This is a genomic window from Streptomyces sp. Ru62 (assembly GCF_002920615.1).
GTDB lineage: Bacteria > Actinomycetota > Actinomycetes > Streptomycetales > Streptomycetaceae > Streptomyces.
Window position 1 is genome coordinate 309,118 of the sequence record NZ_PQSU01000005.1, and the last position, 26,725, is coordinate 335,842.

The following is a 26,725-nucleotide window of genomic DNA, read 5'->3' on the forward strand; positions in this document are numbered from 1 at the left end:
GGGACCGGCGCTGGTGCCCGCGGGCCGCGAAGCCCGCGGGCACCAATGCCTTCACCTGCCTTCCGGGGCTGCTACTTCGACGCGACGCCGATGTTGAGGTAGTCGTACTGACCGCTGAAGGCCGCCGTCGAAACCAGGTTGGTGTAGCTCTGCGGGCGGCCCAGGAGGACCTTGAAGTAGGTCAGCGGGACCAGGACGGCGTCGTCCATGGTCTTCTTGTCGATCTGCGTGTAGAGGCTGTTGCGCTCGTTGGTGTCCTGAGTGCCGATCGCCTTGCCCAGCAGCTCGTTGACGTCCTTGTTGTTGTACTGCGACAGGTTGGTGTTGCCGGACTGGCTGATCGCCTTGCCGTTCAGGATCTGCTGCAGGAAGCCGTAGCCGGAGGGCCAGTCGGCACCCCACTGCATCATGATCAGGCCGATGTTCTGCTTCTCGGTGAACTTCGGCACACCCGCGTAGTCGGTGAAGTACTTGCCCGACGGGTACTGCTTCAGGCTGGCGTTGATGCCGACCTTCTTCAGCGAGTTGATGATCGCCGTGGCGGCGTCGATCTCCTGCGGACGGTCCGAACGGGCCGAGATGTTCGTCGAGATGGAGGACTTGCCGCAGGCCTTGAGCTGCTCCTTGGCCTTGGCGGCGTCACCCTTGTTGCCGGAAGTGGCGTAGACGTCGGCCTTGCTGTAGCCCGGGATGTCCGGCGGCAGCACGGTGGAGGCGACGTCACCGCGGATCGGGCCGCCCTCGGCGGTCTGCACCGAGACCTTGTCGATCGCGTACTGGACGGCCTTGCGGCACTCGACCTTGTCGAACGGCTTCACCTTGGTGTTGATCGCCATGTAGACCAGACGGCCACCGTAGGTGTTGTCCGTGTTGGCCTTCTTGGCGGGGTCGGTGAGGACGTCGGCCTGGGTCGAGGCCTGGACGCCGGTGCCGGCCAGGTCGATGGCGTCGCCCGCCATGACGTCCTGGTCGATCTTCTCCGGGTTGACCTTCAGGTTGACGACGATCTTGTCCGGCAGCTGCTTGCGCAGCGGGTCGGTCTTCGGGTCCCAGTTCTCGTTGCGCACGAGGACGGCCTGCTTGCCGTCGTCGTAGCTCTGGAACTTGTAGGAACCGGAGGACACGATGTGCTTGACGTAGTCGACGCCGGTGTCCTTCGCCTTGGGCACCGGGGCCGTCTGCGGGGCGGCGACCAGGTAGTCGAACTCCTGGAAGGCCTGCTTGAGGTGGAAGACGATCGTGGTGTCGTCCGGCGTCTGGATGGAGGACAGGCCCTTGTCGCTCTTGTCCTTGTACGGGCCCTTGTACTTGTCGCCGCCGGCCAGGAACTGCTGGAAGTAGTTCGGGCCGAGGGAGAGCACGTCACGCGCGAAGTTCGAGCGCTCGACGGCGTACTTGACGTCCTTCGAGGTGATCGGCGAGCCGTCCTCGTACTTCAGGCCCGAACGCAGCTTGTACGTCCAGGTCTTGCCGCCGTCGCTCGGGACGCCCTTGCTCGCGGCGAGGTCCGGGACCAGGGTGTTGCCCTCTTCGCCGGGACCGGGCTTGAAGGTCATGAGCGGGCGGGCCCACAGCCGGCTGAGGTTGTACATGTAGGCGTAGTACGTGTTGCCCGGGTCGAAGGAGTCCGGCACGTCGGACATCTCGTAGGTGACCGTGCCGCCCTTCTTGTCGGACACGTTCACGACGCCCTTGGTCGCGGCGTTGGCGCCGGCCGACTTGGTGTTGCCGTTCTCGTTCTTGTTGTCATCGGCCTTGCTGCAACCCGCAAGAAACAGGCTGGCGGAGCCGATGGCCGCGATCGCGGCCAGCGCTGACCTTCGCATGATGGGAGCTTTCCCCTCCATTGTTGGAAACTTTTCGGGCTCTCTGTGGCAGGCGTCAGCGGCTGCGCGGGTCGAGAGCATCGCGGAGACCGTCACCGAGCAGGTTGAACGCCAGGACGGTCACGAAGATGGCGAGACCGGGGACGATCATGAACTGGGGGTCGACCTTGTAGTAGTTGACCGCCTCGCGGAGCATGCCGCCCCAGGACGCCTGCGGCGGCTGGATGCCGACGCCGAGGAAGCTCAGGGACGCCTCGAAGAGGATGTTGGTCGGGATGAGCAGCGTCGAGTAGACGATGATCGGGCCGACCAGGTTGGGCATGAGCTCCCGGAACAGGATGTACGGGGCCTTGGCGCCCATGCCCCGGGAGGCGGACACGAACTCGCGCTCGCGCAGGGCGAGGGTCTGGCCTCGCACGATCCGCCCCAGGTAGGGCCAGTTGAAGAAACCGATGACGAAGATCAGCACGCTCAGGTGGAGCGGCAGCCCGGTGAGACCGAACGCGCCGCCCTGGAGGGTGGCGGAGATGGCGATCGCGAAGAGCAGGAGGGGGAAGGCGAGGAACGTGTCCATCAGCCGGCTGATGACGGCGTCGACCCGCCCGCCGTAGTAACCCGCGACGACGCCCATGATCGCGCCGATGACGTTGGACAGGACGGTCGCACCGAACGCCACCACCAGCGAGACCCAGGAGCCCTCCAGGATGCGGGTGGCGATGTCACGGCCGAACTTCGGGTCCACGCCGAGCGGGTGGTCCAGGCTCATGCCGCCCCAGCCGCCCTTGGGCAGCGAGGTGTCGGGCGTGATCAGGTCCTGGTGGAAGGCGTTGGGGTCGAGGCCGAAGAGGGCCTGGATGGGGCGGGAGAGGATCGCGAGAAGGATCAGCAGGATCACGAGGACGCCGCCCGCGACGGCGACCTTGTCCTTCTTGAACCGGGTCCAGGCGATCTGGCCCAGGGAACGACCCTCGATCTGCCCCTTACCGGCACCCTCCAGCACAGCCTCCGGCTGTGCCTCGGCTGCCGCCCCGGTGGTCTCGATCGGTGCGGTCACGGTGTGCGACCCCTCTCGCCGGTGGTGACCGGCCTGCGCCTGCCGCGGATTGCGGCTTTGTCGACTTGCCATCGAACATGAGGTCTCGACCTCATGTCTGAGTCGGGAGTCTTCAGCGTCTTTGTGATCACCCGCCAGAGCTGACGGCGAAAGTATGCGCAACCGTGATGCAGTCCAGGGGATTCCGTTATCCGATCCGTGGGTAACGGGTATCGGACGCGGGCCAGTTGGGGCAGAACGGCGAATCTGCGCACTTCGGGGCGATCGGGCGATGTCTACGCGCGCAGAAGTGTGTCGTCCCTGTAAATTCTGGGACCCGGCGTCAAAAACCCTGCAACTCCGCCTGGTTGTCAGTAACCGCCGTGCACCGGTGGGTAGCCGTACCCGCCGGCCGGGGCCTGCGGCGGGACCGGCGCCTGAAGCTGCGGCTGCGGCGCGGGGGCGTGCGCCTCGCGGTCGTAGAACGGACGCGCGTTGGCCCGCATCCACATCACCACCGGGTCGTAGCCGTCGGTCATCGCGACCGTCGACACCGGCAGCCCCTCCGGGACCGCGCCGATGGACTGCTGCATCATCGCGCGCACCGAGTCGACGGCGGCCGGCGTGGTGTCGTAGACGTCCAGGCCGATGGCGAGATACGGCGCCCCGAGGGCGGGCTGGACCCAGGCGCGGCGCAGCGAGCGGAGCGCGGGGGTGCGGTGCGCGTTCTGCGCGAGGAGGGCGTAGAACTGCGGGATCTCGATGCCGGGTTCCGACAGGCTGAGCGGGCCGGCGGGCTGGCGGTCCAGGCCGGTGGCGATGCGGCGCAGATCCAGCCAGGGGATGCCGACGCCGCCGCCCGGGGCGTGCGGATTGAGCCAGAGGCCGTAGTGGTCGGGGTAGAGCGTGCGGGCCACGTCCAGGCCGTCGACCACCTCGTACGACCGGTTCCAGCCGCTGGCCGACAGTTCCTGGGCGGAAGTGACGCAGGGGGCGTAGTGGAAGCCGTCCACCTCCATGTCCCCGTACTGGGCGTCCGGGGAGCCGGCCTGGCCGTGCCACAGGAGCATCCAGACCTGGCCGGAGGAGGGGGTGGCGAGGGCGCGGAGCAGGGCCTCGTAGGCGTCGTAGCGTCCCGGGGTGACCTGGCGCAGCATGTGCTCGACGCTGCCGCTGTGGCTCGCGCTCACCTGGTGTACCGGCCCTTCTTTGTTTGCCCCTCGTTTGGAGACAGCTTAAGCGCCTGGCAGCTCGGGGCTTCGGGTTCGTGCGCGGGCGCGGGTCGTCTGCGGCTGGTCGCGCCGTTCCCCGCGCCCCTTCGGTGCGTCAGTGGCCGTACTGGTAGAAGGGCCGGACGTTCGTTTTCAGCCAGTCGGAGACCGGGTCATCGGCCACGTCCATGAGGACCAGGTTGACCGGCCACTTGACCGGGACTTTGCCGAGGGCCCGGCCGAGGGCGTCCAGGGGCAGGGTCCGGATGTCGCCCTCCCACTGGGAGAGTTCCACGCCCACGAACATCACCGGGTCGGCCGTCTCGATGGCGGCCAGGCAGCGGCGGGCGGTGAGGACCACGCCGGTCCCCGCGAACTCGGCGGAGGCCGCGGAGAGGAAGTCGACCGGGTCGTCCTGCCAGTCGGGTTCGAAGAGGCGGACCCGGCCGCCGGTGCCGGGCCCGTCGAGCGGGGTGCGGCCGGCACGGCACAGCTCGGCCACGGCGTCGGGCGGCAGCGGGATGCCGACCACACCGCCCGGATTCACCGCGACGCCCGCCTGCGGCGGCAGGCCGCGCGCGAACTCCACGGCGGGGGCGATGGTGTACGACATGTGGGGACCGGCCGCCTGGCGCAGCTGCTCCTCGGAGCTGAACACCGGGACGTACACCTGGCCGTCGATCTCCATCGTCGGCAGGTCCAGCGGCCCGCTGTGCGGGCCGCCGCCGTTGGGCAGCGGTATCCACAGGAAGCTGCGGCCGAGGACCTCGATGATCCGGCCGGCCGCCGCGGGGATGCCGAGGGAGGCCGACAGCACCTCCTCCAGTTCGTTGCCGGGCCAACCGCCGTGCGGGTGGGGGTGTGCCTGTGCCGGGAAGTCCGCTGGGATGTTCGCCGGGAAGTCCATCTGCCTACCGCCTGCTGGGAACCACTGCTGTGAGCAAGAAGGCTAGCGGGTGGCTGTGACCGTGCCTCACCGTGCGAAGCCGACCCGGCTGAGGACGTCCGCCGCCTCCCGGTCCAGCAGCACCGCCGCGCCGCAGCCCGCGGGCAGCTCCCCCTTCTCCACCGCGCGCAGCAGCCGGGCGGTCGTACGGCGGTGGCGGCGGAAGGCGTAGCGGGAGACGCCCCGGCCGCGCTCACGCTGGCCCGCCCGGGCCGTCTCGGGGCTGACGTCGAGCACGAGCAGGTGCAGGGTGGCGCCGCGGCGCCGGGCCTCGCGGGCCAGCCAGGCGCGCACCCAGGGCTGGGTGCCGCAGTCGTGCACGACGACGCCCTCGCCGGTGCGCAGGGCCCGGCGCAGCGCGGCGTAGTGGGCGAGGCGGACCAGGGGGCGGTAGAGGGCGTAGGGGACGGAGCGGGGGACGCGGGCGTCCCAGCGGTCGCGGGTGTCCTGGGAGTCGACACGGTGGCCGGTGACCGCGCGGTGCATCAGGGTGGACTTGCCGCTGCCGGGCAGACCGGTGATCACCACCAGGTCGCGGGGGCCGAAGAGCAGGGCGTGCGGGCTGCGGCCCGCGCGGTCGCGCAGGTCGCGGACGACCGGGGCGGGGCGGTCCGCGCGGCGCCCGCGGGCCAGGGCGGAGGGCTGCCCCGGCACCGCGACGCCGGCGTCGGTGGCGTAGGCAGATGTCCTGTTCACCGTGATCGTCCTCCCCAGTGGGCTCGGTCATCCCCATGCCCGTTCTATGTAAAGAGAAGGTAATGGGCAAGGGTAGGAGGTTCGTGTGCGTTCTGCCACAGCTCGGTCACAAGGAGCACGCTCTGGATGGGCGGGGAGCGGCGTGCAATGATGTGCCCGCCAACTGCATACCGGCCGCTTGAATCCGCGCGGGAGAGTTCCCAGCCCCGGGCTGGGACGCCGAAGGAGCAAGTCCCTCCCTTGAATCTCTCAGGCCCCGTTACCGCGCGGGCGAGGCACATCTGAAAAGCGGGCCGCTGTGTCAGTGGCTCCACCCAAGGTGCAAGCCCTGATCGTCCCTGTGGCGGTCGTGGCGAACCTCTCAGGTTCCGATGACAGATGGGGAGGAACGTTCCTCGCCTGTCCGCTCGCCTTGGGAGACGACCGTCCGATGAGCAGCACTGAACTCCGCCACACCGCGCTCGATGCCGTGCATCGCGCGCTCGGTGCGACGATGACCGACTTCGCCGGCTGGGACATGCCCCTGCGCTACGGTTCCGAGCGCGACGAGCACCTCGCCGTGCGGACCAGGGCCGGTCTCTTCGACCTCTCCCACATGGGCGAGATCACCGTCACCGGCGACCAGGCCGCCGCGTTCCTGAACCACGCCCTGGTCGGCAACATCGCCTCCGTCGGCGTCGGCCGCGCCCGCTACACGATGATCTGCCGGGCCGACGGCGGCATCCTGGACGACCTGATCGTCTACCGGCTCGCCGAGACCGAGTACATGGTCGTGGCCAACGCCTCCAACGCCCAGGTGGTGCTGGACGCGCTGACCGAGCGCGCCGAGGGCTTCGACGCCCAGGTACGGGACGACCGGGACGCGTACGCGCTGATCGCCGTGCAGGGCCCGGAGTCCCCCGGCATCCTGAAGTCCCTCACCGACGCCGACCTCGACGGCCTGAAGTACTACGCCGGTCTGCCCGGCACGGTCGCCGGCGTCCCGGCGCTGATCGCCCGCACGGGTTACACCGGCGAGGACGGCTTCGAGCTGTTCGTCAGGCCGGAGCACGCCGTCGAGCTGTGGCAGGCGCTGACCAAGGCGGGCGAGGGCGCCGGACTGGTCCCGTGCGGGCTGTCCTGCCGGGACACGCTGCGCCTGGAGGCGGGCATGCCGCTGTACGGGCACGAGCTGACCACCTCCCTCACCCCGTTCGACGCCGGGCTCGGCCGCGTGGTCAAGTTCGAGAAGGAGGGCGACTTCGTCGGGCGCGAGGCGCTCGCCGAGGCCGCCGCCCGGGCCCAGGAGAACCCGCCGCGGGTCCTGGTCGGCCTGGTCGCCGAGGGCCGCCGGGTGCCGCGCGCCGGGTACGCCGTCGTCGCCGGCGGGGAGGTGATCGGCGAGGTCACCTCCGGCGCCCCCTCCCCACCCTGGGCAAGCCGATCGCCATGGCCTACGTCGACGCGGCGCACGCGGCGCCGGGCACCGAGGGCGTCGGCGTGGACATCCGGGGCACCCACGAGCCGTACCAGGTCGTGGCGCTGCCGTTCTACAAGCGCCAGAAGTAGACACTGGGCGCGGTCGCGCCTCCCGGGGACCCCGGTCCCGTGGCCGGGGCGTGACGCTGCGCACATTCGCCCGCTCACCAGCGGTTTCCCTAGTTTCCCCGTCATCAGCACCCTCGCGTGTACAGGAGAATTCAGGCCATGAGCAACCCCCAGCAGCTGCGCTACAGCAAGGAGCACGAGTGGCTGTCGGCCGCCGAGGACGGCGTCGCGACGGTCGGCATCACGGAGCACGCGGCCAACGCGCTCGGTGACGTCGTCTTCGTCCAGCTCCCCGAGGTCGGCTCCACGGTGTCCGCGGGCGAGACCTGCGGCGAGCTGGAGTCGACGAAGTCGGTGTCCGACCTGTACTCGCCGGTCACCGGCGAGGTCACCGAGGTCAACGAGGACGTCGTCAACGACCCGTCGCTGGTGAACTCCGCCCCCTTCGAGGGTGGCTGGCTGTTCAAGGTACGCGTCGCGGAGGAGCCGGCCGACCTGCTCTCCGCCGACGAGTACACCGCCTTTTCCGCCGGCTGAGGAGTCGTAGCCGTATGACTGTCCTGAACACGCCCCTGCACGAGCTGGACCCGGAGATCGCCGCCGCGGTCGACGCCGAGCTGCTCCGCCAGCAGTCGACCCTGGAGATGATCGCCTCCGAGAACTTCGCGCCGCTCGCGGTGATGGAGGCCCAGGGGTCGGTCCTGACGAACAAGTACGCCGAGGGCTACCCGGGCCGCCGCTACTACGGCGGCTGCGAGCACGTCGACGTCGCCGAGCAGATCGCCATCGACCGGGTCAAGGAGCTGTTCGGCGCCGAGTACGCCAATGTGCAGCCCCACTCCGGCGCCTCCGCGAACCAGGCGGCCCTCTTCGCGCTGGCCCAGCCCGGGGACACCATCCTCGGCCTGGACCTGGCGCACGGCGGCCACCTGACCCACGGCATGCGGCTGAACTTCTCCGGCAAGCAGTTCGACGTGGTCGCGTACCACGTGGACGCCGAGACCGGCCTGGTCGACATGGCCGAGGTCGAGCGGCTCGCCAAGGAGCACCGCCCCAAGGTGATCATCGCGGGCTGGTCGGCGTACCCCCGGCAGCTCGACTTCGCCGAGTTCCGCCGCATCGCCGACGAGGCGGGCGCGTACCTGTGGGTCGACATGGCGCACTTCGCGGGCCTGGTCGCGGCCGGTCTGCACGCCAACCCGGTGCCGTACGCCGACGTGGTCACCTCCACCACCCACAAGACGCTGGGCGGTCCCCGCGGCGGCATCATCCTCGCCAAGAAGGACTTCGCGAAGAAGCTGAACTCGTCCGTCTTCCCGGGCTTCCAGGGCGGCCCCCTGGAGCACGTGATCGCGGCCAAGGCGGTGTCCTTCAAGGTCGCGGCCTCGGAGGACTTCAAGGAGCGCCAGCGTCGTACGGTGGAGGGTGCCCGCATCCTCGCCGAGCGCCTGACGGCCCCGGACGCCCGCGAGGCCGGCGTGAACGTGCTGTCCGGCGGCACGGACGTGCACCTGATCCTGGTGGACCTGCGCGCGTCCGAGCTGGACGGGCAGCAGGCCGAGGACCGGCTCCACGAGGTCGGCATCACGGTCAACCGCAACGCCGTCCCGAACGACCCGCGGCCGCCGATGGTCACCTCGGGTCTGCGTATCGGTACGCCGGCCCTGGCGACCCGCGGCTTCACGGCCGAGGACTTCGCCGAGGTCGCGGACGTGATCGCCGAGGCGCTGAAGCCGTCCTACGACGCCGAGGCCCTGAAGGCGCGCGTGAAGGCGCTCGCCGACAAGCACCCGCTGTACCCGGGCCTGAACAAGTGAGTCCCCGGTGGGGCACCCGCCGAGGGTGCCCCACCACCCCCCTGCTGTCTTGAGGAGTGACCGTGGCCATCTCGGTCTTCGACCTGTTCTCGATCGGCATCGGTCCGTCCAGCTCCCACACGGTCGGCCCGATGCGGGCGGCGCGGATGTTCGCCCGCCGCCTGCGCAACGAAGGCCTTCTGGAGCAGGCCGCCACCGTCCGCTCGGAGCTGTACGGCTCCCTGGGCGCGACCGGGCACGGCCACGGCACCCCGAAGGCCGTCCTGCTCGGCCTGACCGGCGACTCGCCGCGCACGGTGGACGTGGAGACGGCGGACGCGCGCGTGGAAGCGATCAAGGCGGAGGGGCGGATCCGGCTGCTGGGCGAGCACGAGATCGCCTTCGACTTCGACCGGGACCTCGTGCTGCACCGCCGCAAGGCCCTGCCGTACCACGCCAACGGCATGACGCTGTGGGCCTATGACGCCGACGGCAAGGAGCTGCTCACCAAGACGTACTACTCGGTGGGCGGCGGCTTCGTCGTCGACGAGGACGCGGTGGGCGCGGACCGGATCAAGCTGGACGACACGGTCCTGAAGTACCCCTTCCGCACGGGTGACGAGCTGCTGCGCCTGACGAAGGAGACGGGCCTGTCGATCTCCTCGCTGATGCTGGAGAACGAACGGGCCTGGCGCTCCGAGGAGGAGATCCGCGCGGGCCTGCTGGAGATCTGGCGGGTGATGCGCGCGTGCGTGGAGCGCGGCATGTCCCGCGAGGGCATCCTGCCCGGCGGTCTGAAGGTCCGCCGCCGCGCGGCCGTCTCGGCCCGCCAGCTGCGCGCCGAGGGCGACCCGCTGGCGCACGCCATGGAGTGGATCACGCTCTACGCGATGGCGGTGAACGAGGAGAACGCGGCGGGCGGCCGGGTCGTGACCGCCCCCACGAACGGCGCGGCCGGCATCATCCCGGCGGTCCTGCACTACTACATCAACTTCGTGCCGGGCGCCGACGAGGACGGCGTCGTGCGGTTCCTGCTGGCCGCCGGCGCGATCGGCATGCTCTTCAAGGAGAACGCCTCCATCTCCGGCGCCGAGGTCGGCTGCCAGGGCGAGGTGGGCTCCGCCTGTTCCATGGCGGCGGGCGCGCTCGCCGAGGTGCTCGGCGGCTCCCCCGAGCAGGTGGAGAACGCGGCCGAGATCGGCATGGAGCACAACCTCGGCCTGACCTGCGACCCGGTCGGCGGCCTGGTGCAGATCCCGTGCATCGAGCGCAACGGCATGGCCGCGGTGAAGGCCGTCACGGCGGCGAAGATGGCGATGCGCGGCGACGGCTCGCACAAGGTGTCCCTGGACAAGGTCATCAAGACCATGAAGGACACCGGCGCGGACATGAGCGTGAAGTACAAGGAGACGGCGCGGGGCGGGCTCGCGGTGAACATCATCGAGTGCTAGCCCGGCCGGATGCCGGGAGGGGGGCGGATTCCGAGGATCCGCCCCCCTTCGCCGTCTCGTGGGCGGGTCGGCCGGTCGTCAGCGTGGCGTCCGGGTCGGGGTGGTGGCCGAGACCGCCTGCTTCCACAGTGTGTAGGCGACACCGTCGGCGCTGCGGTTCAGGCCGGTGGCGTTGATGTTGGCGGTGGTGTCGCAGGAGGAGTGGTAGCAGCGGTCGTACGCGGCGCCCGCCGTGCCGCCCCATTTGGCCGCCTGCGCCGAGGTCTTGCGGGCGCTCGCGCCCATGGCGTAGCCGGAGGTCGCGATGCCGTAGGCCTCGAAGGAGTAGTCGTCGGAGCGGCCCGCGCCCTCGGTGTTCTCCTCGGGCCGGAGGTTCAGCGAGTCCCAGTACGCCTTCATCGGTGCGGCGGCGGTGGAGCCGATGTGGTTGATGAAGTATCCGCCGTTGGGCGAGGCGACCATGTCGAAGTTGTAGTACGCCTTGATCGCCGAACGCTGGGCGGAGGTGAGGGAACGGACGTAGAAGTCCGAGCCGTTGAGGCCCTGCTCCTCGTCCGTCCACCAGCCGAAACGGACGCGGGCCGCCATCGAGGGGCGGGTCTCGGCCAGTTTCAGCGCGACCTCCAGGAGAGCCGCGCTGCCGGAGGCGTTGTCGTTGATGCCGGGTCCGGCGGAGACGCCGTCGAGGTGTGAGCCGAACATGTAGACCTTCGACGCGTCGCCGTAGGGCCACTCGGCGATCAGGTTGGGTCCGGCGCCACGGGTGCATCCGGAGGTGCAGGACTGCTCGGTCACGGTGTAACCGGCCGCCTGGAGCCTGCCCTTCACATAGGCGACCGAGTCGCGGTAGCCCTGGCCGGTCGACCTGCGGTTGCCGCCGTTGCGGATCGCGATGGCGCCCAGTTCGGTGAGGTGTGCCTGGACCCTGGTGACGTCGATGTCGGGCGCGGCCGCGGTCAGGGTGGGGACCGGGGTGCGCGGGGAGGCCGCTTCGGCGCTCAGGGGCAGCGCGGTGAGGCCGGCGGCGGCCGTGACGAGCGCGAGGCCTGTCAGGGTGGCTCTTCGTGGTGCTCGCACTGTGTCTCCTTGTGGGGTGAGGAAACGGAAGGTGAGGGTCGGGCCTGGGGAGCCGTACCTTTCTCCCTGAGAGTCATGCGCATGCCAAGAACTGGTCAAGCCCCGACCCGCGAGATCGGCCGGATCAGGAGCCTGCGGCCGTCCTCCCGGCCGATGTTCCCCCTGGGGCTACCGTGCGATAACCGCACCCGCCTACGCTGCCGCCAATTCTCCTCCGACCAAGGGAAGTTGGCGCATGCGCGGATTGAGACGGCTGGCGGCGCTCGTGGGGGCCGCCGCTGTGTTGGTGGTGCTGCCGGGCAACGCCCACGCGGCGTCGCCGAAGTTCTCCGAGACGACGGCCATCGGCACGCACAACGCGTACGACAAGGCCAAGTACACCTACTTCGCCCAGGCCTTGGACTCCGGTGCCTCGCTGCTGGAGCTGGACGTCTACGTCGACAGCATCAGCCACCGCTGGCGGGTCAGCCACAGCAACCCGCTGGGCAACGACAACAACTGCGAGGCCGCGAAGACCCCGGGCGAGCTGTACAGCAAGAGCCGCAACCAGGACCTCGGCAGCTGCCTGGACAACATGGCCGCCTGGAACCAGCTCCACCCCGACCACCCGCCGATCGTCGTCAAGGTCGAGATGAAGGTCGGCTTCAACGACAACGCGGGCCTCGGACCGGACGAGTTCGACACGCTCGTCGCGCAGAAGCTGGGCAGCAGCGTCTACAAGCCGGCCGACCTGCTCGGCGGGACGTACGGCACGCTGGACGCGGCGGCGAAGGCCGACGCCTGGCCCGCCCGGGACTCCCTCAAGGGCAAGTTCCTCCTCGACCTGATCCCGGGCACGGTGGAGCAGTCCAACCCGTTCGACCACTACTGGACGGACGAGGAGTACGGCGACCACCTGCGGGACCTGAAGGCGGCCGGCAACATCTCGGCGGCCCAGGCCTTCCCGGTCGTCCTCGGCGCCGCGAACGGCGACCCGCGCACCAGCCGCTACGACGCCTCGATCCGCCCCTGGTTCGTGTTCTTCGACGGTGACGCGGCCACGTACGTCAACAACGGCTACGACACCTCGTTCTACTCCGCGAACCACTACATCCTGATCACCACGGACGCCCACAACGTCTCACCGGCGATCTCCTCCACCAACCCGACGGACGCCGAAGTCGCCGCGCGCCTGGCTCTGTCGGCCAAGAACCACGCGAGCCTGATCACCTCGGACTGGTCCGCGAAGTCCGCCGCCGTGCTGAGTTCGGTGACCATCCGAAGCTGAGGTTCCGGAACGGCGCTCACGGGGGACAACCTTCACATGCTGCATGGCATCGACGTGAGCGCCTACCAGTCCTCCTCCTACGCGACGAACGGTCTCTCCTTCGTCTTCATCAAGGCGACGGAGGGCCGTTCGTACGTCAACCCCAGACTCGCCGCCCAGACCAAGCACGCCCGCGACGCGGGCCTGGTCGTCGGCTTCTACCACTTCCTGTGGCCCGGCAACCTCACCGCCCAGGCCGAGTACTTCCTCAGCCACGCCCCGGAGCGCCGCGGCGACCTCCTCGCCGTCGACTGGGAGACCACCGGCGACGGCACCCACGCGAGCAACGCCGAGAAGGACCGCTTCATCCGCAAACTGAAGGAACTACGGCCGGACAACCGGGTGGTGCTCTACTGCAACCGCCACTTCTGGCTGAACATCGACACCACCTCCTACGCCGGGGACGGGCTGTGGATAGCCGACTACGTCACCGCGGGCAAGCCCCGGATCAAGGCCAAGTGGCGGTTCCACCAGTACACCAGCGAACCCCACGACAAGGACGTCACGGACTTCGCCAGCAAGGCGGCACTGAAGGAGTGGGCCACGAGCGCATGACGCGCCCGTGGCCCCCACCGCCTCACCCCGGGTCAGCCCCGGAAGTCGGCCGGGCGCTCCGGGGAGGCCTCCGCGAGGGCCTTGCGTACCGCTTCGGTGCCGGCGCGCAGGCCGTAGACCGGGGTGCCGGGCTGCTGGCGCCAGGAGTCGGCGATGGTGCCGGCGTCGACCGTGTCGAAGCCGAGTTCGTCGATCAGGTCGCGGACGATCCGCTTGGCCGCCTCGTCGTCGCCCGCGACCGGGAGGGCCATGCGCTCGGGGTCGCCCGCGGGACGGGGCCGGTCCAGGATGTCCTGCGCATAGGTGCCGTTGAAGGCCTTGATCACCGGGTGGCCGAGGTGCTGCTCGGTCCAGCGGCTCTCGGTGAGGCCCTCGTCCTCGATGGCCGCGATCCGGCCGTCCCGCTGCTGCGGGTAGTAGTTGCCGGTGTCGATCACCGCGACGCCCTCGGCCGCGCCGTCCAGCAGGCCGGCGGGCAGGTCCGGGACCGCCTTCAGCGGCACGGTGACGACCACGACCTGGGCGCCCTCGGCCGCGTCCTCGGCCCGGACGGCGGTGGCGCCGGTCTCCTCCGCGAGGTCACGGAGCGTCTCGGGGCCACGGGAGTTGGCGACGGAGACGTCATGGCCGAGGGCGGTGAGCCGCCGGGTGAGGTTGCCGCCGATGTTCCCCGCGCCGATGATGCCGATCTTCATGGCTGACCTCCGGATGATCTATGCATGTGCATGCAGACGTTCCCGCGTCAACCTCGCTGAACGCTGGACTATTCCGCGCCATGCGCCGAAGCGGTGACGCCGCCCGGCCGGCGCGCGGCGCGCGGCGCGCTCAGACCCGTACCACGATCTTTCCCGTGTGCTCGTTGGACTCCATCAGCCGGTGGGCGTCCGCGATCCGGTCCAGGCCGTCGAAGACCTCGGCGATCACCGGGCGCAGGGTGCCGTCACCGAGCCCGGCGCCGAGGTAGTGGGCGGCGCGGTGGCGGCCCTCCGGATCGCCGGTGATCACGAAGTTGGCGTACCCGTGGACGGTGAGCGGCCACTGCCGGGGCAGCAGGATGGGCTGCTCGTCGAGCCAGCCGTAGCTGACCAGGGTGCCGTCGGGGGCGACCGCGTCACCGAGCGCGGCGAAGCCCGGGCCGCCGACCGCGTCCAGGACGATGTCCACGCCCCGTCCGCCGGTCACCCTGCGGGTCTCCTTCACCACGTCCTCGTCCTCACTGACGATCACGTGCTCGGCACCCAGGTCGAGCAGACGCCGCCGTTTGGCCTCGGTGCGTGTCGTGACGACGGGGACGGCGCCGGCCCGGCGGACCACCTGGATGGCGGCGGTGCCGACCCCGCTGGAGGCACCGGTGATCAGCACCCGCTGCCCGGGGACCAGTCCGGCCCGCTCGACCAGGGCGCCGTAGGCCGTCGTGTAGGTCAGCCAGACGGCGGCGCCGGTGACCGCGTCGACGCCGGCAGGGCGCGGGACGAGGGCGTCGGTGGGCAGCAGGACCCGTTCGGCGTGCACACCGTGGGCGCTGAGCTCGAAGTTGGCGGCGGCCAGGACCTTGTCGCCCGGCGCGAAGCCGGTGACGCCCTCGCCCACGGCCTCCACCTCGCCGGCCGCCTCGTAGCCGTTGCGGGAGGCCGGCAGGGTCGGCTGGTAGTAGTAGCCGCCCGCGCGGAAGAGGGCCTCGGCACGGTTGAGGCCCAGCGCCTCCACCCTGACCAGGACCTCGCCGGGGCCGGGCGCGGGCAGCTCGACCTCTTCGACGCCGAGGACGTCGGGGCCGCCGAGTTCGTGAAAGAGCACGGTGCGTGCGGTGGTTGTCATGTCGTCGACGCTAAGTCCCGTGCCGTGGACGATCCATGTCCCTCTGTCTCGGTTTCCTGTCCGATCGTCTCTGCCTGCCGCACTGCCCGTTAGAGTCGCCGCATGGACGTGCTGAGCGACGTGGTCGCCGCCATGCGCACCGGCCGGCCGCACTCCGCGCGCAGGTACCAGTACGCGCCCTGGGGCCAGCGGTGGGCCGACTCCGACGAGGCCGGGTTCCATGTGGTGCTGCGCGGCTCGGCCTGGCTGGTCCCGCGGGACGGGGAGCCGGTGGCGCTGGCACCGGGGGATGTCGTCTTCCTGGCGCACGGGCAGGGGCACGCGCTGGTCAGCGGGCTCGATGTGGCGCCGCGGGAGATGCGGCGGCTGCCGGACGGCACCTGGAGCGGACCGCCCGGCGAACCGCGCGAGGGCTGCCCGGACACCGTCACCCTGTGCGGGACCTACCGGCTCGACCGGGACCGGGCGCACCGCCTGCTGGCCGAGCTGCCCGAGGTGGTGCACCTGCCGGCCCGGGTGGGCGGCAATCGTTCGCTGCGGGCGGCGGTGGAGCTGCTCGGGATGGAGCTGGAGGAGGGGCGGCCGGGCACCGACGCGATCGTCACCTCGCTGCTGGACACCCTGCTGCTGTACATCCTGCGGGCCTGGTGGGAGAGCGAGCGGGCGGCGGGCCGGGCCCGGGGCTGGTCGGCCGCGCTGGCCGACCCGGCGGTCGCGGCGGCGCTCCGCGCGATCCACGGCGACCCGGCCCGTTCCTGGACGGTCGCGGAACTGGGTGCCACCGGTGGGCTGTCCCGCGCGGCCTTCGCACGCCGGTTCACGGCGCTGGTGGGCGAGCCGCCGCTGACGTACCTGACCTGGTGGCGGATGACGACGGCGGGCCGGCTGCTGCGCCACGACGACCTGTCCCTGCGTGAGGTGGCCGCGCGCACCGGCTACACCTCGGAGTTCGCCTTCGCCAAGGCGTTCAAACGGGAGCACGGGATGACACCGGGCCGGTACCGCGGCAAGGCGTCCTGAACCCGGTGGGCCGCAGGACCGCCGGGCCGCAGGCCCGCAGGCCCGCAGGCCCGCAGCGGCGCAGCGCCGCTGGTTGGGCGTACCCCTCACCCTCGCTCGCGCAGCAGCTCCAGCGTCCGGTCCAGCTCGGTCAGCAGGACGGTCGCCGCCCGGTCCGCGTCCGCCCCGGCGATGGCGTCGACCAGGGCGGCGTGGGTGTCGTCGCCGGTGCCCGGGTCCTGCGCGCGCAGCCGGGTGAGGTCCAGCAGGGTCACCAGGCCCTCCCGCAGGGCGGGGAGGAACTCGGTGAACAGGCCGGTGAGCACAGGGTTGTGAGCGGCGGCGACCACGGCCGCGTGCAGGGCGATGTCGGCGTCCACGAAACCCGCGTCGTCCCCGGCGGAGGCCGTACGGCGGTGCTCCAGCGCCGCCCGCAGCGCCGTGACGTCCTCGGGGGTACGGCGCCGCGCGGCGAGCCGGGCCGCCTGCACCTCCACGCCCATGCGGACCTCGTAGACGTCGGTGACCGCGGCCCGGCGCAGCCGGGTGGGCCAGTCCTCGGCGGGCTCGGTGGCGATGACGAAGACGCCGGCGCCGTGCCGGGGCCGGACCAGCCCGGCGCCGGCGAGGGCGCGCAGGGCTTCGCGGACCGTGGAGCGGCCGACGCCGAGTTCCCTGGCGAGGGTGGTCTCGCCGGGCAGCTTGGCGCCGACGGGCCAGTGCCCGGCGGCGATCTGCTCCCGCAGGCGCTGCGCGGCCTGTTCGACCAGCGGGCTGGGGCGGAGGGCACCGAGCGGCATCGAGGTCACCAACTTGCTGAGGGGATACGGGGTGTGCGGACCGATTCTCACTTGTCTGAGGAGCTGATGTGTCGCTAGCGTACCCGGCATGACGCATCGCGGTCTGCTCCTTCTCGGCTGCCGCGGCGGGGTTTGACGCGACCGGCGCCCCGCCGCGGGGCCCCGTGCCGCCGGTCACCGTCCGACCGAGCCGAGAGGCAGCCGACGATGACCACCACGCCCGTCTGGAACCCCCAGCGGCCCAGCCCGATGCCGTACCACCGCTACCGCCCCTTCCAGGACCGGGTGAGCGTGCCCGTGACCGACCGGGACTGGCCCACCGCCCGGATCGAACGCGCCCCGCTCTGGGTTCCCGTGGATCTGCGCGACGGCAACCAGGCGCTGGCCGAGCCCATGGACACGCCCCGCAAGCGCCGCTTCTTCGACCTGCTGGTGGCGGTGGGCTTCAAGGAGATCGAGGTCGGCTATCCGTCCGCGAGCCGCGCGGACTTCGACTTCGTCCGGCACCTGGCGGACGGCGGAGCCGTGCCGGACGACGTGACACCCGTCGTCTTCACTCCCGCCCGCGCCGATCTGATCGACCGGACCTTCGACGCGATCCAGGGGCTGCCGCGGGCCGTGGTCCACCTGTACATCGCCACCTCGCCGGTCTGGCGTGAGGTGGTGCTCGGCCGCGGCCGGGCCGAGGTGTGGCGGACCGTGCGCGGGGCGGCTGAGCAGATGGCCCGGCGGGCCGGGGACACGCCCGGCATCCGCTTCCAGTTCTCACCGGAGACGTTCAACCTGACCGAGCCGGACTTCGTCCTCGAACTGTGCGACGGGCTCACGGAGTTGTGGGACGCGAGCCCGGACCGCCCGGTCACCCACAACCTCCCGGCGACCGTGGAGATCGCCACGCCCAACGTCTACGCCGACCAGATCGAGTACGCGCACCGGAACCTCGCCCGCCGGGACTCCGTGATCCTCTCGGTGCATCCGCACAACGACCGCGGCACCGGGGTCGCCTGCGCCGAACTCGCCGTGCTGGCCGGTGCCCAGCGGGTGGAGGGCTGCCTGTTCGGCAACGGCGAGCGCACCGGTAACGTCGACCTGGTGACCCTCGCCCTCAACCTGTACGCCCAAGGCGTCGACCCCATGGTCGACCTCGGCGACATCGACGCCGTGCGGAAGACGGTGGAGCACTGCAACCGGCTGCCGGTGCACCCGCGGCACCCCTATGCCGGGGAGCTGGTCCACACGGCGTTCTCCGGCACGCACCAGGACGCGATCGGCAAGGGACTGGCCGAGCACGCCCGCCGCGCCCGGGAGTCGGGGGTGCCGGAGGCGCAGGCGCCGTGGTCGGTGCCGTACCTGCCGATCGACCCGGCGGACCTGGGGCGGTCGTACGAGGCGGTGATCCGCGTCAACTCCCAGTCCGGAAAGGGCGGGGTGGCGTACCTGCTGCGCACGCACCACGGCATCGACCTGCCTGCGCGGATGCGGCCCGACTTCGCGCGGGTCGTGCAGCAGGCGACGGACGACAGCGGGCGGGAGGCGACGCCGAAGGAGCTGTACGAGCTGTTCCGGGCGACCTACCTGACGGACGGCCCGGCGGTACGGCTGCACGCCTGGTCCGTGCACGAACAGGCCCCGGGTGCGCACCGCTTCGTGTGCACCCTGGAGGCCGGGGACCGCGTCGGCGACCACGAGGGCACGGGCGCCGGCCCGCTGACCGCCTTCGTCGACGCGCTGGCCGGTGCGGGCGTCGCGGCCGAGGTCCTGGACTTCGGCCAGGACGGGACGGCGGCCTTCGCCGAGTGCCGGGTCGGCGGTGTCACGGCCTGGGGCGCGGGAACGGGACCGTCGGCCGCCGTGCACGCGGTGCTGTCCGCGGTGAACCGGGCGGTGCGATGACGGATCCGACGACGGAGGTGCCGGAGGTGCTGCGCGCCGAGGACGTGCACGTCGTCCGGGACGGGCGGCCCATCCTCCAGGAGGTCTCGCTGACCGTCCGGGCCGGTGAGCACTGGGCGCTGCTCGGCGCCAACGGCGCGGGCAAGTCCACCCTGCTGGGGCTGCTCGGCGCGGTGGTCCATCCGACCCGGGGCGCGGTGGAGGTGCTCGGACACCGGCTGGGCCGGGTGGACCTGCGCGCGTTGCGGACCCTGGTCGGGCACGTCGACCCGCGCCATCCGCTGACCTCGCCGCTGCGGGTACGGGACGTGGTGCTCACCGGGGCGACGAACTCGGTCGAGCCGGTCCCCCGGTGGCGGCCCACCCCGGAGCAGACCGAGCGGGCCGAGGCGCTGCTGGGCACGCTGGGGCTGGGGGCGCTGCGGGACGCCCGGTGGCCGACGCTCTCGCAGGGACAGCGCGGCCGGACGCTGATCGCGCGGGCGTTGATGCCCGAGCCGCGGCTGCTGCTCCTGGACGAGCCGGCGACCGGCCTCGACCTGCCCGGCCGGGAACAGCTGATCGACGCACTGGAGGAGCTGCGGGCGGCTCATCCGGCGCTGGCGACGGTGCTGGTCACCCATCATCTGGAGGAGCTGCCGGCGGGCACCACGCACGCCGTGCTGCTGCGCGACGGACGGGTGCTGGCCTCGGGGCCGGTCGCGTCGGTCCTCACCGGTGACCAGGTCGGCAAGTGCTTCGACCTGCCGTTGACGCTGGAGCGGCACGAGGGGCGCTGGAGCGTACGGATCCGGCGCGAGGCGTCACGGCGTGACGGGGTGACGGCATGACGAAGGGGGTGCCCGGGCCGCTCGGGGCGGGCACCCCCTGTCGCCGGCGGGTCACTTGCTCAGGTAGGCCCAGAACTCGTCGAACGACAGCACCTTGTCGCCGTTGAGGTCGCGGGTCCTGATGACGGCCTCCGCGACCGTCTCGGTGACGTTCCAGTCACCCTGCTGCGCGAGGGCGGACTTGAACTCCGCTGCGGTGATGAATCCGTCACCGTCCGCGTCGATCCGCTGGAACTGCTTGCGTGCTTCCTCGATGTCCGCCACCGATCCGCCCCTTTTGGTCGTGTTTCTCATGCCGTGCTGGCGTACTGACGCTGGTCAGATTAACGGCCCTCACGAGCGCGGAGTGCGGCGACCACCCAGGCGAAGTCCTCGGCGTGCGGTGGCGCGGGCTGCCGGTTCACCACGGCGACCAGTTCCCGGTAGCGGGCCACGCGCTCGTCGAAGCCGGCCGTCATGCGGTCCAGTACGGCACCCCGGTCGGCGTCGCCGAACAGTTCGTCCAGCACCTCCTCCGCCCCGGGCCCGGTGGGGTCGACGCCACGCTCGCGGACCGGCGCCACCAGCTCCACGAGCCGCTTGGCGAACCACAGCGACCGCCCGCGCGGCTCACCGGGCCGCCGGTCGGCCGCGTTGAACTCGACGGCCCGGCGCATCCGCGCGCGGAACCCGGGGTCCTGGAGCATCTCGGCCAGCTCCACCCAGGCGTCCACCTCCTCGGGTGTGGGGTCCTCCGCCAGGTGGACGGCGGTGCGCCGCATCCGCTCCCGGATGTCGGGGTCCACGGTGTCGAGCCCGTGCAGCGTCTCCGCCACGAACTCCTCCATGATCCGCTGCCGTTCGGCGGCGGACAGTCGCGCCAGCTTGTTCACGAGTGTCATCTCCTCCGCGGTCGAACCGCGTCGCGCCACGGTGGACAGCACCGCACGGGTCACCCCGAGCGACCGGATCTGCGCGTCCAGCGCCGCCACGTGCGTGGCCGCGACCTGGGCCACGGTCCGTTCGCCGGACAGCACCCCGCGCACGTCCGCCAGGCCGAGACCCAGTTCGCGCAGGGTGCGGATCAGCTCCAGGCGGGCGACGCCGCCGGCGTCGTAGAGGCGGTAGCCGCCGGCGGACCGGGTCACCGGGGTGAGCACGCCCGCGTCGGACCAGTAGCGGATGGTGCGCACGCTCAGTCCGGTGGCGCGGGCCAGCTCGCCGATGGTGAGAAGTCCGGTGCCGTCCTCGATCATGTCTGCGAGTCTGGGCCTTCCAGTGGGTGGAGACTCAAGGAGCGGGCCTTGGAGACCTTGCGGGACATTCTCGACGCGGTGGCGGCCGGTGTCTTCCCGCCGGCGGACGGCGGTACGACGGTCGTGGCACAGCCCTCACCGCGGGACGCCGGGGTGCTGTCCTTCACCGCGCACTCGGTGGTCGTCACCGACGAGGACCCGGAGTGGGTGCGCGGGACGCTGCGCGCCCTGGACTGCGATGCCCTGGCGGCCACGATGCACCCGCGCTTCCTGACCGCCCTCCTGGACCGGACCGGACGCCGGGCCGAGACGGTCGACGCGGTGCTGGTGGGCGACCCGCTGCCGGGTGAGCCGCCGCTCGCGCTGACGGAGATCGAGGACGCCGGCCACCCCCGGATCCGGTACGCCCAGGGGCGCCGGGACGAAGTGCGGGCCTGGGTGGCCGACGGCGGGGTGCTGGTCATGGGGCGTGGGGTCGCCGGGCGGCTGGAGGTGTCGGTCGAGGTGGCCGAGGACGCCCGGCACCGGGGGCTCGGGCGGCTGCTGGTGACCGCCGCCCGGCAGCTCGCCGCGGAGCCGCTGTGGGCGCAGGTCGCACCGGGGAACGCCCGCAGCCTGCGGGCGTTCCAGGCCGCCGGGTACCGTCCGGTGGGCGCGGAACTGCTGCTTCAGCGGAAGATGCCGGTGTGCCCCAGTGAGTAGCGGCCCGGCTGGGGGTAGACGGCGAGGCCGTGCGGGCCGCTGCCCACCTTGACGCGGGCCAGCTGGGCGCCGGTGCGGGTGTCGATGGCGTAGACCTCGGAGTTGTACCGGCCGGACAGCCACAGGACCTTGCCGTCGGCGGAGACCCCGCCCATGTCGGGGCTGCCGCCGCCGGGCAGGTGCCACTTCTTGGTGAGCCGGTTCCGTGTGAAGTCGAAGATCGAGATGGAGCCCTCGCCCCGGTTGGAGATGTACATCTCCCGGGAGTCGCGGCTGATGTAGAGGCCGTGAGCGCCCTTGCCGGTGGCGAGGAACCGGGGCCGGGTGAACCTGTCGCCGTCGAGGATCCACAGGCCGCCCGCCATCATGTCGGCGATGTAGAACAGCTTGCCGTCCGGGGAGACCTTGACGTCCTGCGGCATGGCGCCGTGGAGCGGCAGCTTCTCCTGGGCCACGACCTTCATGCGCGCCGTGTCGACCTTGAGGATCTCGCCACTGAACTCGCAGGAGACGATGAAGTAGCGGCCGTCGATGGAGAAGTCGGCGTGGTTGACGCCGTAGCAGCTCACCGGGACGGCCTTGACGACCTTCATGGTGTGCGCGTCGCGGAAGACCAGTTGGCGGTCCATGGAGGCCATGACGACGGCGTACTTGCCGTCGGGCGTGAAGTACAGGTTGTACGGGTCGTGCACGGCGACCGGCTTGCCGGCCCGACCGGTCCGCGGGTCGATCGGGGTGAGGCTGTTGCCGAGGTCGTTGTTGACCCAGAGGGTCTTCAGGTCCCAGGACGGCACGACGTGCTGGGGCTGGCGGCCGACCGGGATGGTCTCGACGATCCGGTAGGTGGCGGGGTCGATGACGGTGACGGTGTCCGAGTTGGTGTTGGGGACGTACACCCGGGAGGGAAAGTCCTTGACCACGGGCGAGAGCCGGTTCGGCCGGTCGGCGGCGTAGAGGTCGGCCGGGTCGTCCACCGGTGGCATCCCGGGCAACACGTCGACCAGCGGCTTCTTCACCTGCGGCTGGACCGGCGCCTTGCTGGCGGCGGCCTCGTCCGCGTGGTCGCGGGACCCGTCACCGCACGCGGAGAGCAGCGTCAGGGCGGTGACGGCGGCACCGGCGGCCAGCAGGCGGGCGGCTTTCGTGGTTCGCATCAGCTCAGCAGCTCCGTGGTGGTGACCGCGCGCAGTCCGCGGCGGCCGAGTTCGGTCAGGACGTCGGGGAGGGCGGCGACCGTGTCGGGGTATCCGAAGTGCAGGCTCACCACCGATCCGTTGCGTACGCCGGCGAGGACCTCGCGGGTGACGGCGGCGGCGCCGGGGCGGGTGTAGTCGAGCGAGTCGACGTCGTACGACAGCACGTGCGGGTAGCCGGCGGCGCGGGCCAGCCGGGCGACGAGCGGCGAGGCGGCCGGGGCGCGGGAGGGGCGGAACCAGGTGCCGATGGAGCCGGTGAGCCGCTTGAGCCGCGCGGCGCAATCGGTGATCTCCCGGCGGGCCTCCGCCTCGGGCAGGGTGTTGACGCCGATGTGCCGCTGGGTGTGGTTGCCGAGGTCGTGGCCGCCGTCGAGGATGCGGCGGGCGAGGTCCGGGTGCTGGTCCAGCCAGGCGCCGACGGCGAGCACGGTCAGCCGCGCACCGCGCTGTTCGGCGGTGTCGAGCAGGGCGCGGGCGAGGGCGGGGTCCCCCTGGCCGTGGAAGGTGAGGGCCACCTGGGGGCGGGTGCGGGGGCCGTGGGTGATCTGGGCGGGCCGGCCGGGATAGGCCCGGGGTCCCGCCGGGGGCTCTGCCGAGGACGGCATGGGGGCGGCCGAGGCGGGGGGCCGGGCGGCGTGTCCGGTGCCGCATCCGGCGGCGAGCGCACCGCCGGCGACGATTCCGGCCCCGGTGCGCAGCACATCACGGCGGTGGGTGGGGGTCACCTGCACCATTTAAGGGGCGATCGGTGAGAAAAAGGGCGATTGGCGCCGCAGATGGCGCAACCGGACACCCCGCCGAACCTCAGCGGTCGGCGACCCTCATCTCGAACCACGTCGTCTTGCCCCGCGGCAGCAGGTCGACGCCCCAGCGGTCGGCGAGCTTGTCGACGAGGAACAGTCCGCGTCCGCTGACGTCCAGTTCCTGGACCGGCATCAGACAGGGCAGCCCGCGCGAGGGGTCGCGGACCTCGACCCGGATCCAGCCGGTGCGGCGGCGCATCCGCAGGCCGAAGACGCGCGCTCCGGTGTGCCGTACGGCGTTGCCGACGAGTTCCGACACGAGCAGGACGGTGTCCTCGGCCAGTTTGGGGGTGAGCCGCCAGGTGCGCAGGACGACGACCTGGGCGAGCCGACGGGCGGTGGCCGCGGACTCCGGGCGGGACGGCAGCGGGACCTCCGCCTCCGTCGGATTTCCGAACAGTTCGAGCGCCTTGAGCCCCTGTTCGTCCTCGACCGCGGGTGACCAGCGTGCCGCGGCCGCACGGCTGTCTCCCCGCGGCTGTTCGATGCCCTCCAGCCCCGCCATGCCCCCATGATGGCCGTCCGGAGCCGTCTTGGGGGCCGTTCCGGAGGAATACGCCCCCCGCACGCCCCCGCCCCGCGCCCGCCGATCGGCATATGCCGTCGGCATGTCGATGTCCGGCACAGCCCGGTTGACCTGCGGCGACGGCTCACTTCCGGGCAATCGACGGGCTCCCTCGACAAGGCAGGCTTAAGGTTGCGTTAAGGCTCCCATAAACCGCCCCATCGAGGGACCCGAATGAGACGACGCGTCAATTGCAAGGCGACCCGCGGCAGTCGGCGGGGCGTTCACGCGGTTGACGGTCAGACGAACTTGGCCTTGCCCGGCCCCTCCTCCACGAAGCTGCGCATGCCGCGCTCGCGGTCCTCGGTGGCGAACAGACCCGCGAACCAGTTCCGTTCGACGGCGAGCCCGGTGTCGATGTCGGCCTCCAGACCGGTGTCGACGGACTCCTTGGCCGCGCGCAGCGCGATGGCCGGGCCCTGGGCGAGCCGCGCGGCCCAGGCGTGCGCCTGCTCGTACACCTCGGCGGCCGGTACGACGCGGTCCACCAGGCCGATGGCGAGGGCCTCGTCGGCCTTGACCTGACGGCCCGTGAAGATCAGGTCCTTGGCCTTGGAGGGGCCGATCAGCCGGGGCAGCCGCTGGGTGCCGCCGGCGCCCGGGATCAGGCCGAGCAGGATCTCGGGCTGGCCGAGCTTGGCGTTGTCGGCGGCGATGCGGTAGTCGGCGCACAGGGCCAGCTCGCAGCCGCCGCCGAGGGCGTAGCCGGTGATGGCCGCGACGACGGGCTTGGGGATGCGGGCGACGGCGGTGAAGGAGTCCTGGAGGGCGCGGGAGCGCCGGACCATCGCCGCGTGGTCCATGTTCTGCATCTCCTTGATGTCCGCGCCCGCCGCGAACACCCGCTCGCCGCCGTAGATCACCACGGCGCGCACGTCGTCGCGGTCCGTGGCCTCCTCGGCCAGCTCCTTCAGCCGGTCCTGGGTGGCGATGTCCAGCGCGTTCATCGGCGGCCGGTCGAGCCGCAGGGTGCCGACGCCTTCGGCGACTTCGAGAGTGACGGTCATGGGGGTCAGGTTAACGGCCACTAACGACAATGGGCCCGGTGCCGTAGGTCACAGCACCGGGCCCTTACGTCAGACGGGGCTCACTTCTTCCAGTCGGCCCACGACATGTTCCAGCCGTTGAGGCCGTTGTCGGGGGCCACCGTGGCGTCGTGGGAGTTCTTGACGACCACCACGTCGCCGATCATCGAGTGGTTGAAGAACCAGGCCGCCGGGACGGAGCTGTCGTAGCCGCCGCGCACGTCGCGCAGGCCGACGCAGCCGTGGCTGGCGTTGTAGTTGCCGAAGGCGCCGCCGCCCCAGTAGTTGCCGTGGATGAAGGTGCCGGAGGTGGTCAGGCGGATGGCGTGCGGGACGTCCTTGATGTCGTACTCGCCGCCGTAGCCGACGGTCTCGCCGTTCATGCGGGTGACGGCGAGCTTCTCGCTCATGACCATCTGGCCGTTCCAGGTGTCGTAGCCGGGCTTGCCGGTGGTGACCGGGATGGTCTTGATGACCTTGCCGTCCTGGGTGACCTTCATCGTGTGCTTCTTGGCGTCCACGACGGAGACCTGGTTGCGGCCGATGGTGAACTTCACGGTCTTGCGCTGCTTGCCGTACACGCCGTCGCGGCCCTCGACGCCGTCCAGGTCGAGGTCGACGGTGACCTTGGTGCCTTCCTTCCAGTACTTCTCGGGGCGGAAGTCCAGGCGGTCGTTGCCGAACCAGTGGCCCTCGACGTCGACGGCCGGCTCGGTCTTGATGCGGATGGCCTTCTCGACCGCGTCCGGGCTGGTGATGCCCCGGGTGAAGCGTATGGAGAACGGCATCCCGACGCCGACCGTGGAGCCGTCCTCGGGGGTGAAGTAGCCGACGAAGGTGTTCTTCGGGGTCAGCGTGGTGAAGGTGGAGTCCTCGGCGGCCTCGCGGCCCTCGGAGTCCTTGGCGACCGCGTGCACCGTGTACTTGGTGCCGGCGGCCAGATGGGTCGACGGCGTCCAGGAGGCGCCGCCGCCGGATATCGCGCCCTCGACCTCGGTGCCCTTGGCGTCCTTGACGGTGACCTCGGTCAGCTTGCCCTGGGCGACGCTCACCTTGAGCGCCCCGCTGGTGTCGACGCCGGTGGCACCGGGCTTGGGCGCGATGCTGACCGCGGCCGTGGACTGCTCGCCCTTCTGGCTGCCGGCGCCCTTGCCCTTCCCGTCCCCGGAGCCCGAGTCGCCGCCCCCGCCGCACGCGGCGAGCGACAGCACCAGGGCACCGGCTATGACTGCCAGTCCCCCACGGCCTCGCCGCCTCCTTGCCGACGCCCCCGCCACAGGCCGCGTGTTCACGTTGTTCTCCCCTCCAGCGGACCTGGTCAGGCCCGCTCCCCACCACATTGTGCGCGCATATTAACTGCCAGGATTTGAGCTGGGTGTCAGGCGAATGTCACCGTTCCGTCGCAACTTCCGCCCGGCACCCGTACCCCGCGCCC

At 71.2% G+C, this 26,725-nt stretch carries 25 protein-coding genes, 1 pseudogene and 1 riboswitch; of the genes and pseudogenes, 10 read left to right on the forward strand and 16 right to left on the reverse strand.

What is annotated here, in order from left to right:
- Positions 1-71 precede the first annotated feature (71 nt).
- From C3492_RS09460 to C3492_RS09480, 5 genes are all read right to left on the reverse strand, one after another.
- Positions 72-1,847, reverse strand: coding sequence for an ABC transporter substrate-binding protein (locus C3492_RS09460; protein ID WP_103811280.1), 1,776 nt, complete (start codon positions 1,845-1,847; stop codon positions 72-74).
- A 34-nt stretch (positions 1,848-1,881) separates the two neighbouring features.
- On the reverse strand, positions 1,882-2,880 hold the full coding sequence (locus C3492_RS09465) for an ABC transporter permease (RefSeq protein WP_103811281.1): 999 nt from the start codon (positions 2,878-2,880) through the stop codon (positions 1,882-1,884).
- Positions 2,881-3,230: 350 nt separating this feature from the next.
- Positions 3,231-4,016 (reverse strand): enhanced serine sensitivity protein SseB C-terminal domain-containing protein, encoded by a 786-nt coding sequence (locus C3492_RS09470; RefSeq protein WP_103811324.1) that lies wholly within the window; start codon positions 4,014-4,016, stop codon positions 3,231-3,233.
- Positions 4,017-4,185: 169 nt separating this feature from the next.
- Positions 4,186-4,977, reverse strand: coding sequence for an enhanced serine sensitivity protein SseB (locus C3492_RS09475; RefSeq protein ID WP_103811282.1), 792 nt, complete (start codon positions 4,975-4,977; stop codon positions 4,186-4,188).
- 66 nt (positions 4,978-5,043) lie between these two features.
- A complete protein-coding gene (locus tag C3492_RS09480; protein ID WP_103811283.1) occupies positions 5,044-5,712 on the reverse strand; it encodes an AAA family ATPase in 669 nt (222 codons plus the stop codon).
- Positions 5,713-5,891: 179 nt separating this feature from the next.
- Positions 5,892-5,987, forward strand: a riboswitch (glycine riboswitch).
- 155 nt (positions 5,988-6,142) lie between these two features.
- On the opposite strand from C3492_RS09480, the pseudogene gcvT reads away from it, so the two are divergent.
- From gcvT to C3492_RS09500, 4 genes and pseudogenes are all read left to right on the forward strand, one after another.
- Positions 6,143-7,260, forward strand: a pseudogene (gcvT, locus tag C3492_RS09485) (glycine cleavage system aminomethyltransferase GcvT).
- Positions 7,261-7,398: 138 nt separating this feature from the next.
- Positions 7,399-7,776, forward strand: a complete 378-nt coding sequence (gene gcvH, locus C3492_RS09490; RefSeq protein WP_014675120.1) for a glycine cleavage system protein GcvH — start codon at positions 7,399-7,401, stop codon at positions 7,774-7,776.
- Positions 7,777-7,790: 14 nt separating this feature from the next.
- The gene (gene glyA, locus C3492_RS09495) at positions 7,791-9,056 is read left to right on the forward strand and encodes a serine hydroxymethyltransferase (RefSeq protein ID WP_103811284.1); all 1,266 of its coding nucleotides are present in this window, start codon (positions 7,791-7,793) and stop codon (positions 9,054-9,056) included.
- A 62-nt stretch (positions 9,057-9,118) separates the two neighbouring features.
- Positions 9,119-10,486 (forward strand): L-serine ammonia-lyase, encoded by a 1,368-nt coding sequence (locus C3492_RS09500; protein ID WP_103811285.1) that lies wholly within the window; start codon positions 9,119-9,121, stop codon positions 10,484-10,486.
- Between the two features lie 78 nt (positions 10,487-10,564).
- Here the strand turns inward: C3492_RS09500 and C3492_RS09505 are convergent, their stop codons facing one another.
- Positions 10,565-11,563, reverse strand: a complete 999-nt coding sequence (locus tag C3492_RS09505; RefSeq protein ID WP_103811286.1) for a M28 family metallopeptidase — start codon at positions 11,561-11,563, stop codon at positions 10,565-10,567.
- 235 nt (positions 11,564-11,798) lie between these two features.
- On the opposite strand from C3492_RS09505, the gene C3492_RS09510 reads away from it, so the two are divergent.
- Positions 11,799-12,830 (forward strand): phosphatidylinositol-specific phospholipase C domain-containing protein, encoded by a 1,032-nt coding sequence (locus C3492_RS09510; protein ID WP_181140280.1) that lies wholly within the window; start codon positions 11,799-11,801, stop codon positions 12,828-12,830.
- A gap of 36 nt (positions 12,831-12,866) precedes the next feature.
- Positions 12,867-13,424, forward strand: coding sequence for a glycoside hydrolase family 25 protein (locus C3492_RS09515; RefSeq protein ID WP_103811287.1), 558 nt, complete (start codon positions 12,867-12,869; stop codon positions 13,422-13,424).
- Between the two features lie 32 nt (positions 13,425-13,456).
- Here C3492_RS09515 and C3492_RS09520 read toward each other — a convergent pair whose 3' ends face one another.
- Both C3492_RS09520 and C3492_RS09525 read right to left on the reverse strand, forming a co-directional pair.
- Complete coding sequence (locus C3492_RS09520; RefSeq protein WP_103811288.1) at positions 13,457-14,119, reverse strand: NADPH-dependent F420 reductase; 663 nt, start codon at positions 14,117-14,119, stop codon at positions 13,457-13,459.
- A gap of 130 nt (positions 14,120-14,249) precedes the next feature.
- Positions 14,250-15,242 carry a zinc-dependent alcohol dehydrogenase family protein gene (locus tag C3492_RS09525; protein ID WP_103811289.1) on the reverse strand — a complete coding sequence of 331 codons (993 nt, stop codon included), beginning with the start codon at positions 15,240-15,242 and terminating at the stop codon, positions 14,250-14,252.
- A 102-nt stretch (positions 15,243-15,344) separates the two neighbouring features.
- On the opposite strand from C3492_RS09525, the gene C3492_RS09530 reads away from it, so the two are divergent.
- The gene (locus C3492_RS09530; protein WP_103811290.1) at positions 15,345-16,262 is read left to right on the forward strand and encodes an AraC family transcriptional regulator; all 918 of its coding nucleotides are present in this window, start codon (positions 15,345-15,347) and stop codon (positions 16,260-16,262) included.
- Between the two features lie 86 nt (positions 16,263-16,348).
- On the opposite strand, the gene C3492_RS09535 is transcribed toward C3492_RS09530, so the two are convergent.
- Entirely contained in the window at positions 16,349-17,041 is a 693-nt protein-coding gene (locus C3492_RS09535; protein ID WP_103811291.1) for a FadR/GntR family transcriptional regulator, read from the reverse strand.
- A gap of 207 nt (positions 17,042-17,248) precedes the next feature.
- Between C3492_RS09535 and C3492_RS09540 the strand changes: the two genes are divergently transcribed.
- Both C3492_RS09540 and C3492_RS09545 read left to right on the forward strand, forming a co-directional pair.
- On the forward strand, positions 17,249-18,934 hold the full coding sequence (locus C3492_RS09540) for a 2-isopropylmalate synthase (RefSeq protein WP_103811292.1): 1,686 nt from the start codon (positions 17,249-17,251) through the stop codon (positions 18,932-18,934).
- The gene (locus C3492_RS09545) at positions 18,931-19,764 is read left to right on the forward strand and encodes an ABC transporter ATP-binding protein (protein WP_103811293.1); all 834 of its coding nucleotides are present in this window, start codon (positions 18,931-18,933) and stop codon (positions 19,762-19,764) included. The genes C3492_RS09540 and C3492_RS09545 overlap by 4 nt, the downstream gene beginning before the upstream one ends.
- Before the next feature lie 51 nt (positions 19,765-19,815).
- On the opposite strand, the gene C3492_RS09550 is transcribed toward C3492_RS09545, so the two are convergent.
- A complete protein-coding gene (locus tag C3492_RS09550) occupies positions 19,816-20,028 on the reverse strand; it encodes an EF-hand domain-containing protein (protein WP_103811294.1) in 213 nt (70 codons plus the stop codon).
- 59 nt (positions 20,029-20,087) lie between these two features.
- Positions 20,088-20,999, reverse strand: a complete 912-nt coding sequence (locus C3492_RS09555) for a MerR family transcriptional regulator (RefSeq protein ID WP_103811295.1) — start codon at positions 20,997-20,999, stop codon at positions 20,088-20,090.
- 48 nt (positions 21,000-21,047) lie between these two features.
- Here C3492_RS09555 and C3492_RS09560 point away from each other — a divergent pair, with 48 nt between their 5' ends.
- Positions 21,048-21,701 carry a GNAT family N-acetyltransferase gene (locus C3492_RS09560; RefSeq protein WP_103811296.1) on the forward strand — a complete coding sequence of 218 codons (654 nt, stop codon included), beginning with the start codon at positions 21,048-21,050 and terminating at the stop codon, positions 21,699-21,701.
- On the opposite strand, the gene C3492_RS09565 is transcribed toward C3492_RS09560, so the two are convergent.
- The 5 genes from C3492_RS09565 to C3492_RS09585 form a co-directional block, all read right to left on the reverse strand.
- Complete coding sequence (locus tag C3492_RS09565; protein ID WP_103811297.1) at positions 21,668-22,855, reverse strand: beta-propeller fold lactonase family protein; 1,188 nt, start codon at positions 22,853-22,855, stop codon at positions 21,668-21,670. The two genes, C3492_RS09560 and C3492_RS09565, sit on opposite strands and share 34 nt — an antisense overlap.
- Entirely contained in the window at positions 22,855-23,622 is a 768-nt protein-coding gene (locus C3492_RS09570; protein ID WP_374938333.1) for a polysaccharide deacetylase family protein, read from the reverse strand. The genes C3492_RS09565 and C3492_RS09570 overlap by 1 nt, the downstream gene beginning before the upstream one ends.
- A 79-nt stretch (positions 23,623-23,701) precedes the next feature.
- Positions 23,702-24,310 carry an ATP-binding protein gene (locus C3492_RS09575; RefSeq protein ID WP_181140282.1) on the reverse strand — a complete coding sequence of 203 codons (609 nt, stop codon included), beginning with the start codon at positions 24,308-24,310 and terminating at the stop codon, positions 23,702-23,704.
- Between the two features lie 194 nt (positions 24,311-24,504).
- Positions 24,505-25,272, reverse strand: coding sequence for an enoyl-CoA hydratase/isomerase family protein (locus C3492_RS09580; protein ID WP_103811299.1), 768 nt, complete (start codon positions 25,270-25,272; stop codon positions 24,505-24,507).
- Positions 25,273-25,352: 80 nt separating this feature from the next.
- On the reverse strand, positions 25,353-26,582 hold the full coding sequence (locus C3492_RS09585) for an Ig-like domain-containing protein (RefSeq protein ID WP_181140283.1): 1,230 nt from the start codon (positions 26,580-26,582) through the stop codon (positions 25,353-25,355).
- Positions 26,583-26,725 lie beyond the last annotated feature (143 nt).

Coding starts and splice junctions, on each gene's coding strand:
- C3492_RS09460 (WP_103811280.1), bottom strand. CDS start 1,847: ATGGAGGGGAAAGCTCCCATCATGCGAAGGTCAGCGCTGGCCGCGATC.
- C3492_RS09470 (WP_103811324.1), bottom strand. CDS start 4,016: ATGCTGCGCCAGGTCACCCCGGGACGCTACGACGCCTACGAGGCCCTG.
- C3492_RS09475 (WP_103811282.1), bottom strand. CDS start 4,977: ATGGACTTCCCGGCGAACATCCCAGCGGACTTCCCGGCACAGGCACAC.
- gcvH (WP_014675120.1), top strand. CDS start 7,399: ATGAGCAACCCCCAGCAGCTGCGCTACAGCAAGGAGCACGAGTGGCTG.
- glyA (WP_103811284.1), top strand. CDS start 7,791: ATGACTGTCCTGAACACGCCCCTGCACGAGCTGGACCCGGAGATCGCC.
- C3492_RS09510 (WP_181140280.1), top strand. CDS start 11,799: ATGCGCGGATTGAGACGGCTGGCGGCGCTCGTGGGGGCCGCCGCTGTG.
- C3492_RS09515 (WP_103811287.1), top strand. CDS start 12,867: ATGCTGCATGGCATCGACGTGAGCGCCTACCAGTCCTCCTCCTACGCG.
- C3492_RS09520 (WP_103811288.1), bottom strand. CDS start 14,119: ATGAAGATCGGCATCATCGGCGCGGGGAACATCGGCGGCAACCTCACC.
- C3492_RS09525 (WP_103811289.1), bottom strand. CDS start 15,242: ATGACAACCACCGCACGCACCGTGCTCTTTCACGAACTCGGCGGCCCC.
- C3492_RS09530 (WP_103811290.1), top strand. CDS start 15,345: ATGGACGTGCTGAGCGACGTGGTCGCCGCCATGCGCACCGGCCGGCCG.
- C3492_RS09535 (WP_103811291.1), bottom strand. CDS start 17,041: ATGCCGCTCGGTGCCCTCCGCCCCAGCCCGCTGGTCGAACAGGCCGCG.
- C3492_RS09540 (WP_103811292.1), top strand. CDS start 17,249: ATGACCACCACGCCCGTCTGGAACCCCCAGCGGCCCAGCCCGATGCCG.
- C3492_RS09545 (WP_103811293.1), top strand. CDS start 18,931: ATGACGGATCCGACGACGGAGGTGCCGGAGGTGCTGCGCGCCGAGGAC.
- C3492_RS09555 (WP_103811295.1), bottom strand. CDS start 20,999: ATGATCGAGGACGGCACCGGACTTCTCACCATCGGCGAGCTGGCCCGC.
- C3492_RS09565 (WP_103811297.1), bottom strand. CDS start 22,855: ATGCGAACCACGAAAGCCGCCCGCCTGCTGGCCGCCGGTGCCGCCGTC.
- C3492_RS09575 (WP_181140282.1), bottom strand. CDS start 24,310: ATGCCGACGGCATATGCCGATCGGCGGGCGCGGGGCGGGGGCGTGCGG.
- C3492_RS09580 (WP_103811299.1), bottom strand. CDS start 25,272: ATGACCGTCACTCTCGAAGTCGCCGAAGGCGTCGGCACCCTGCGGCTC.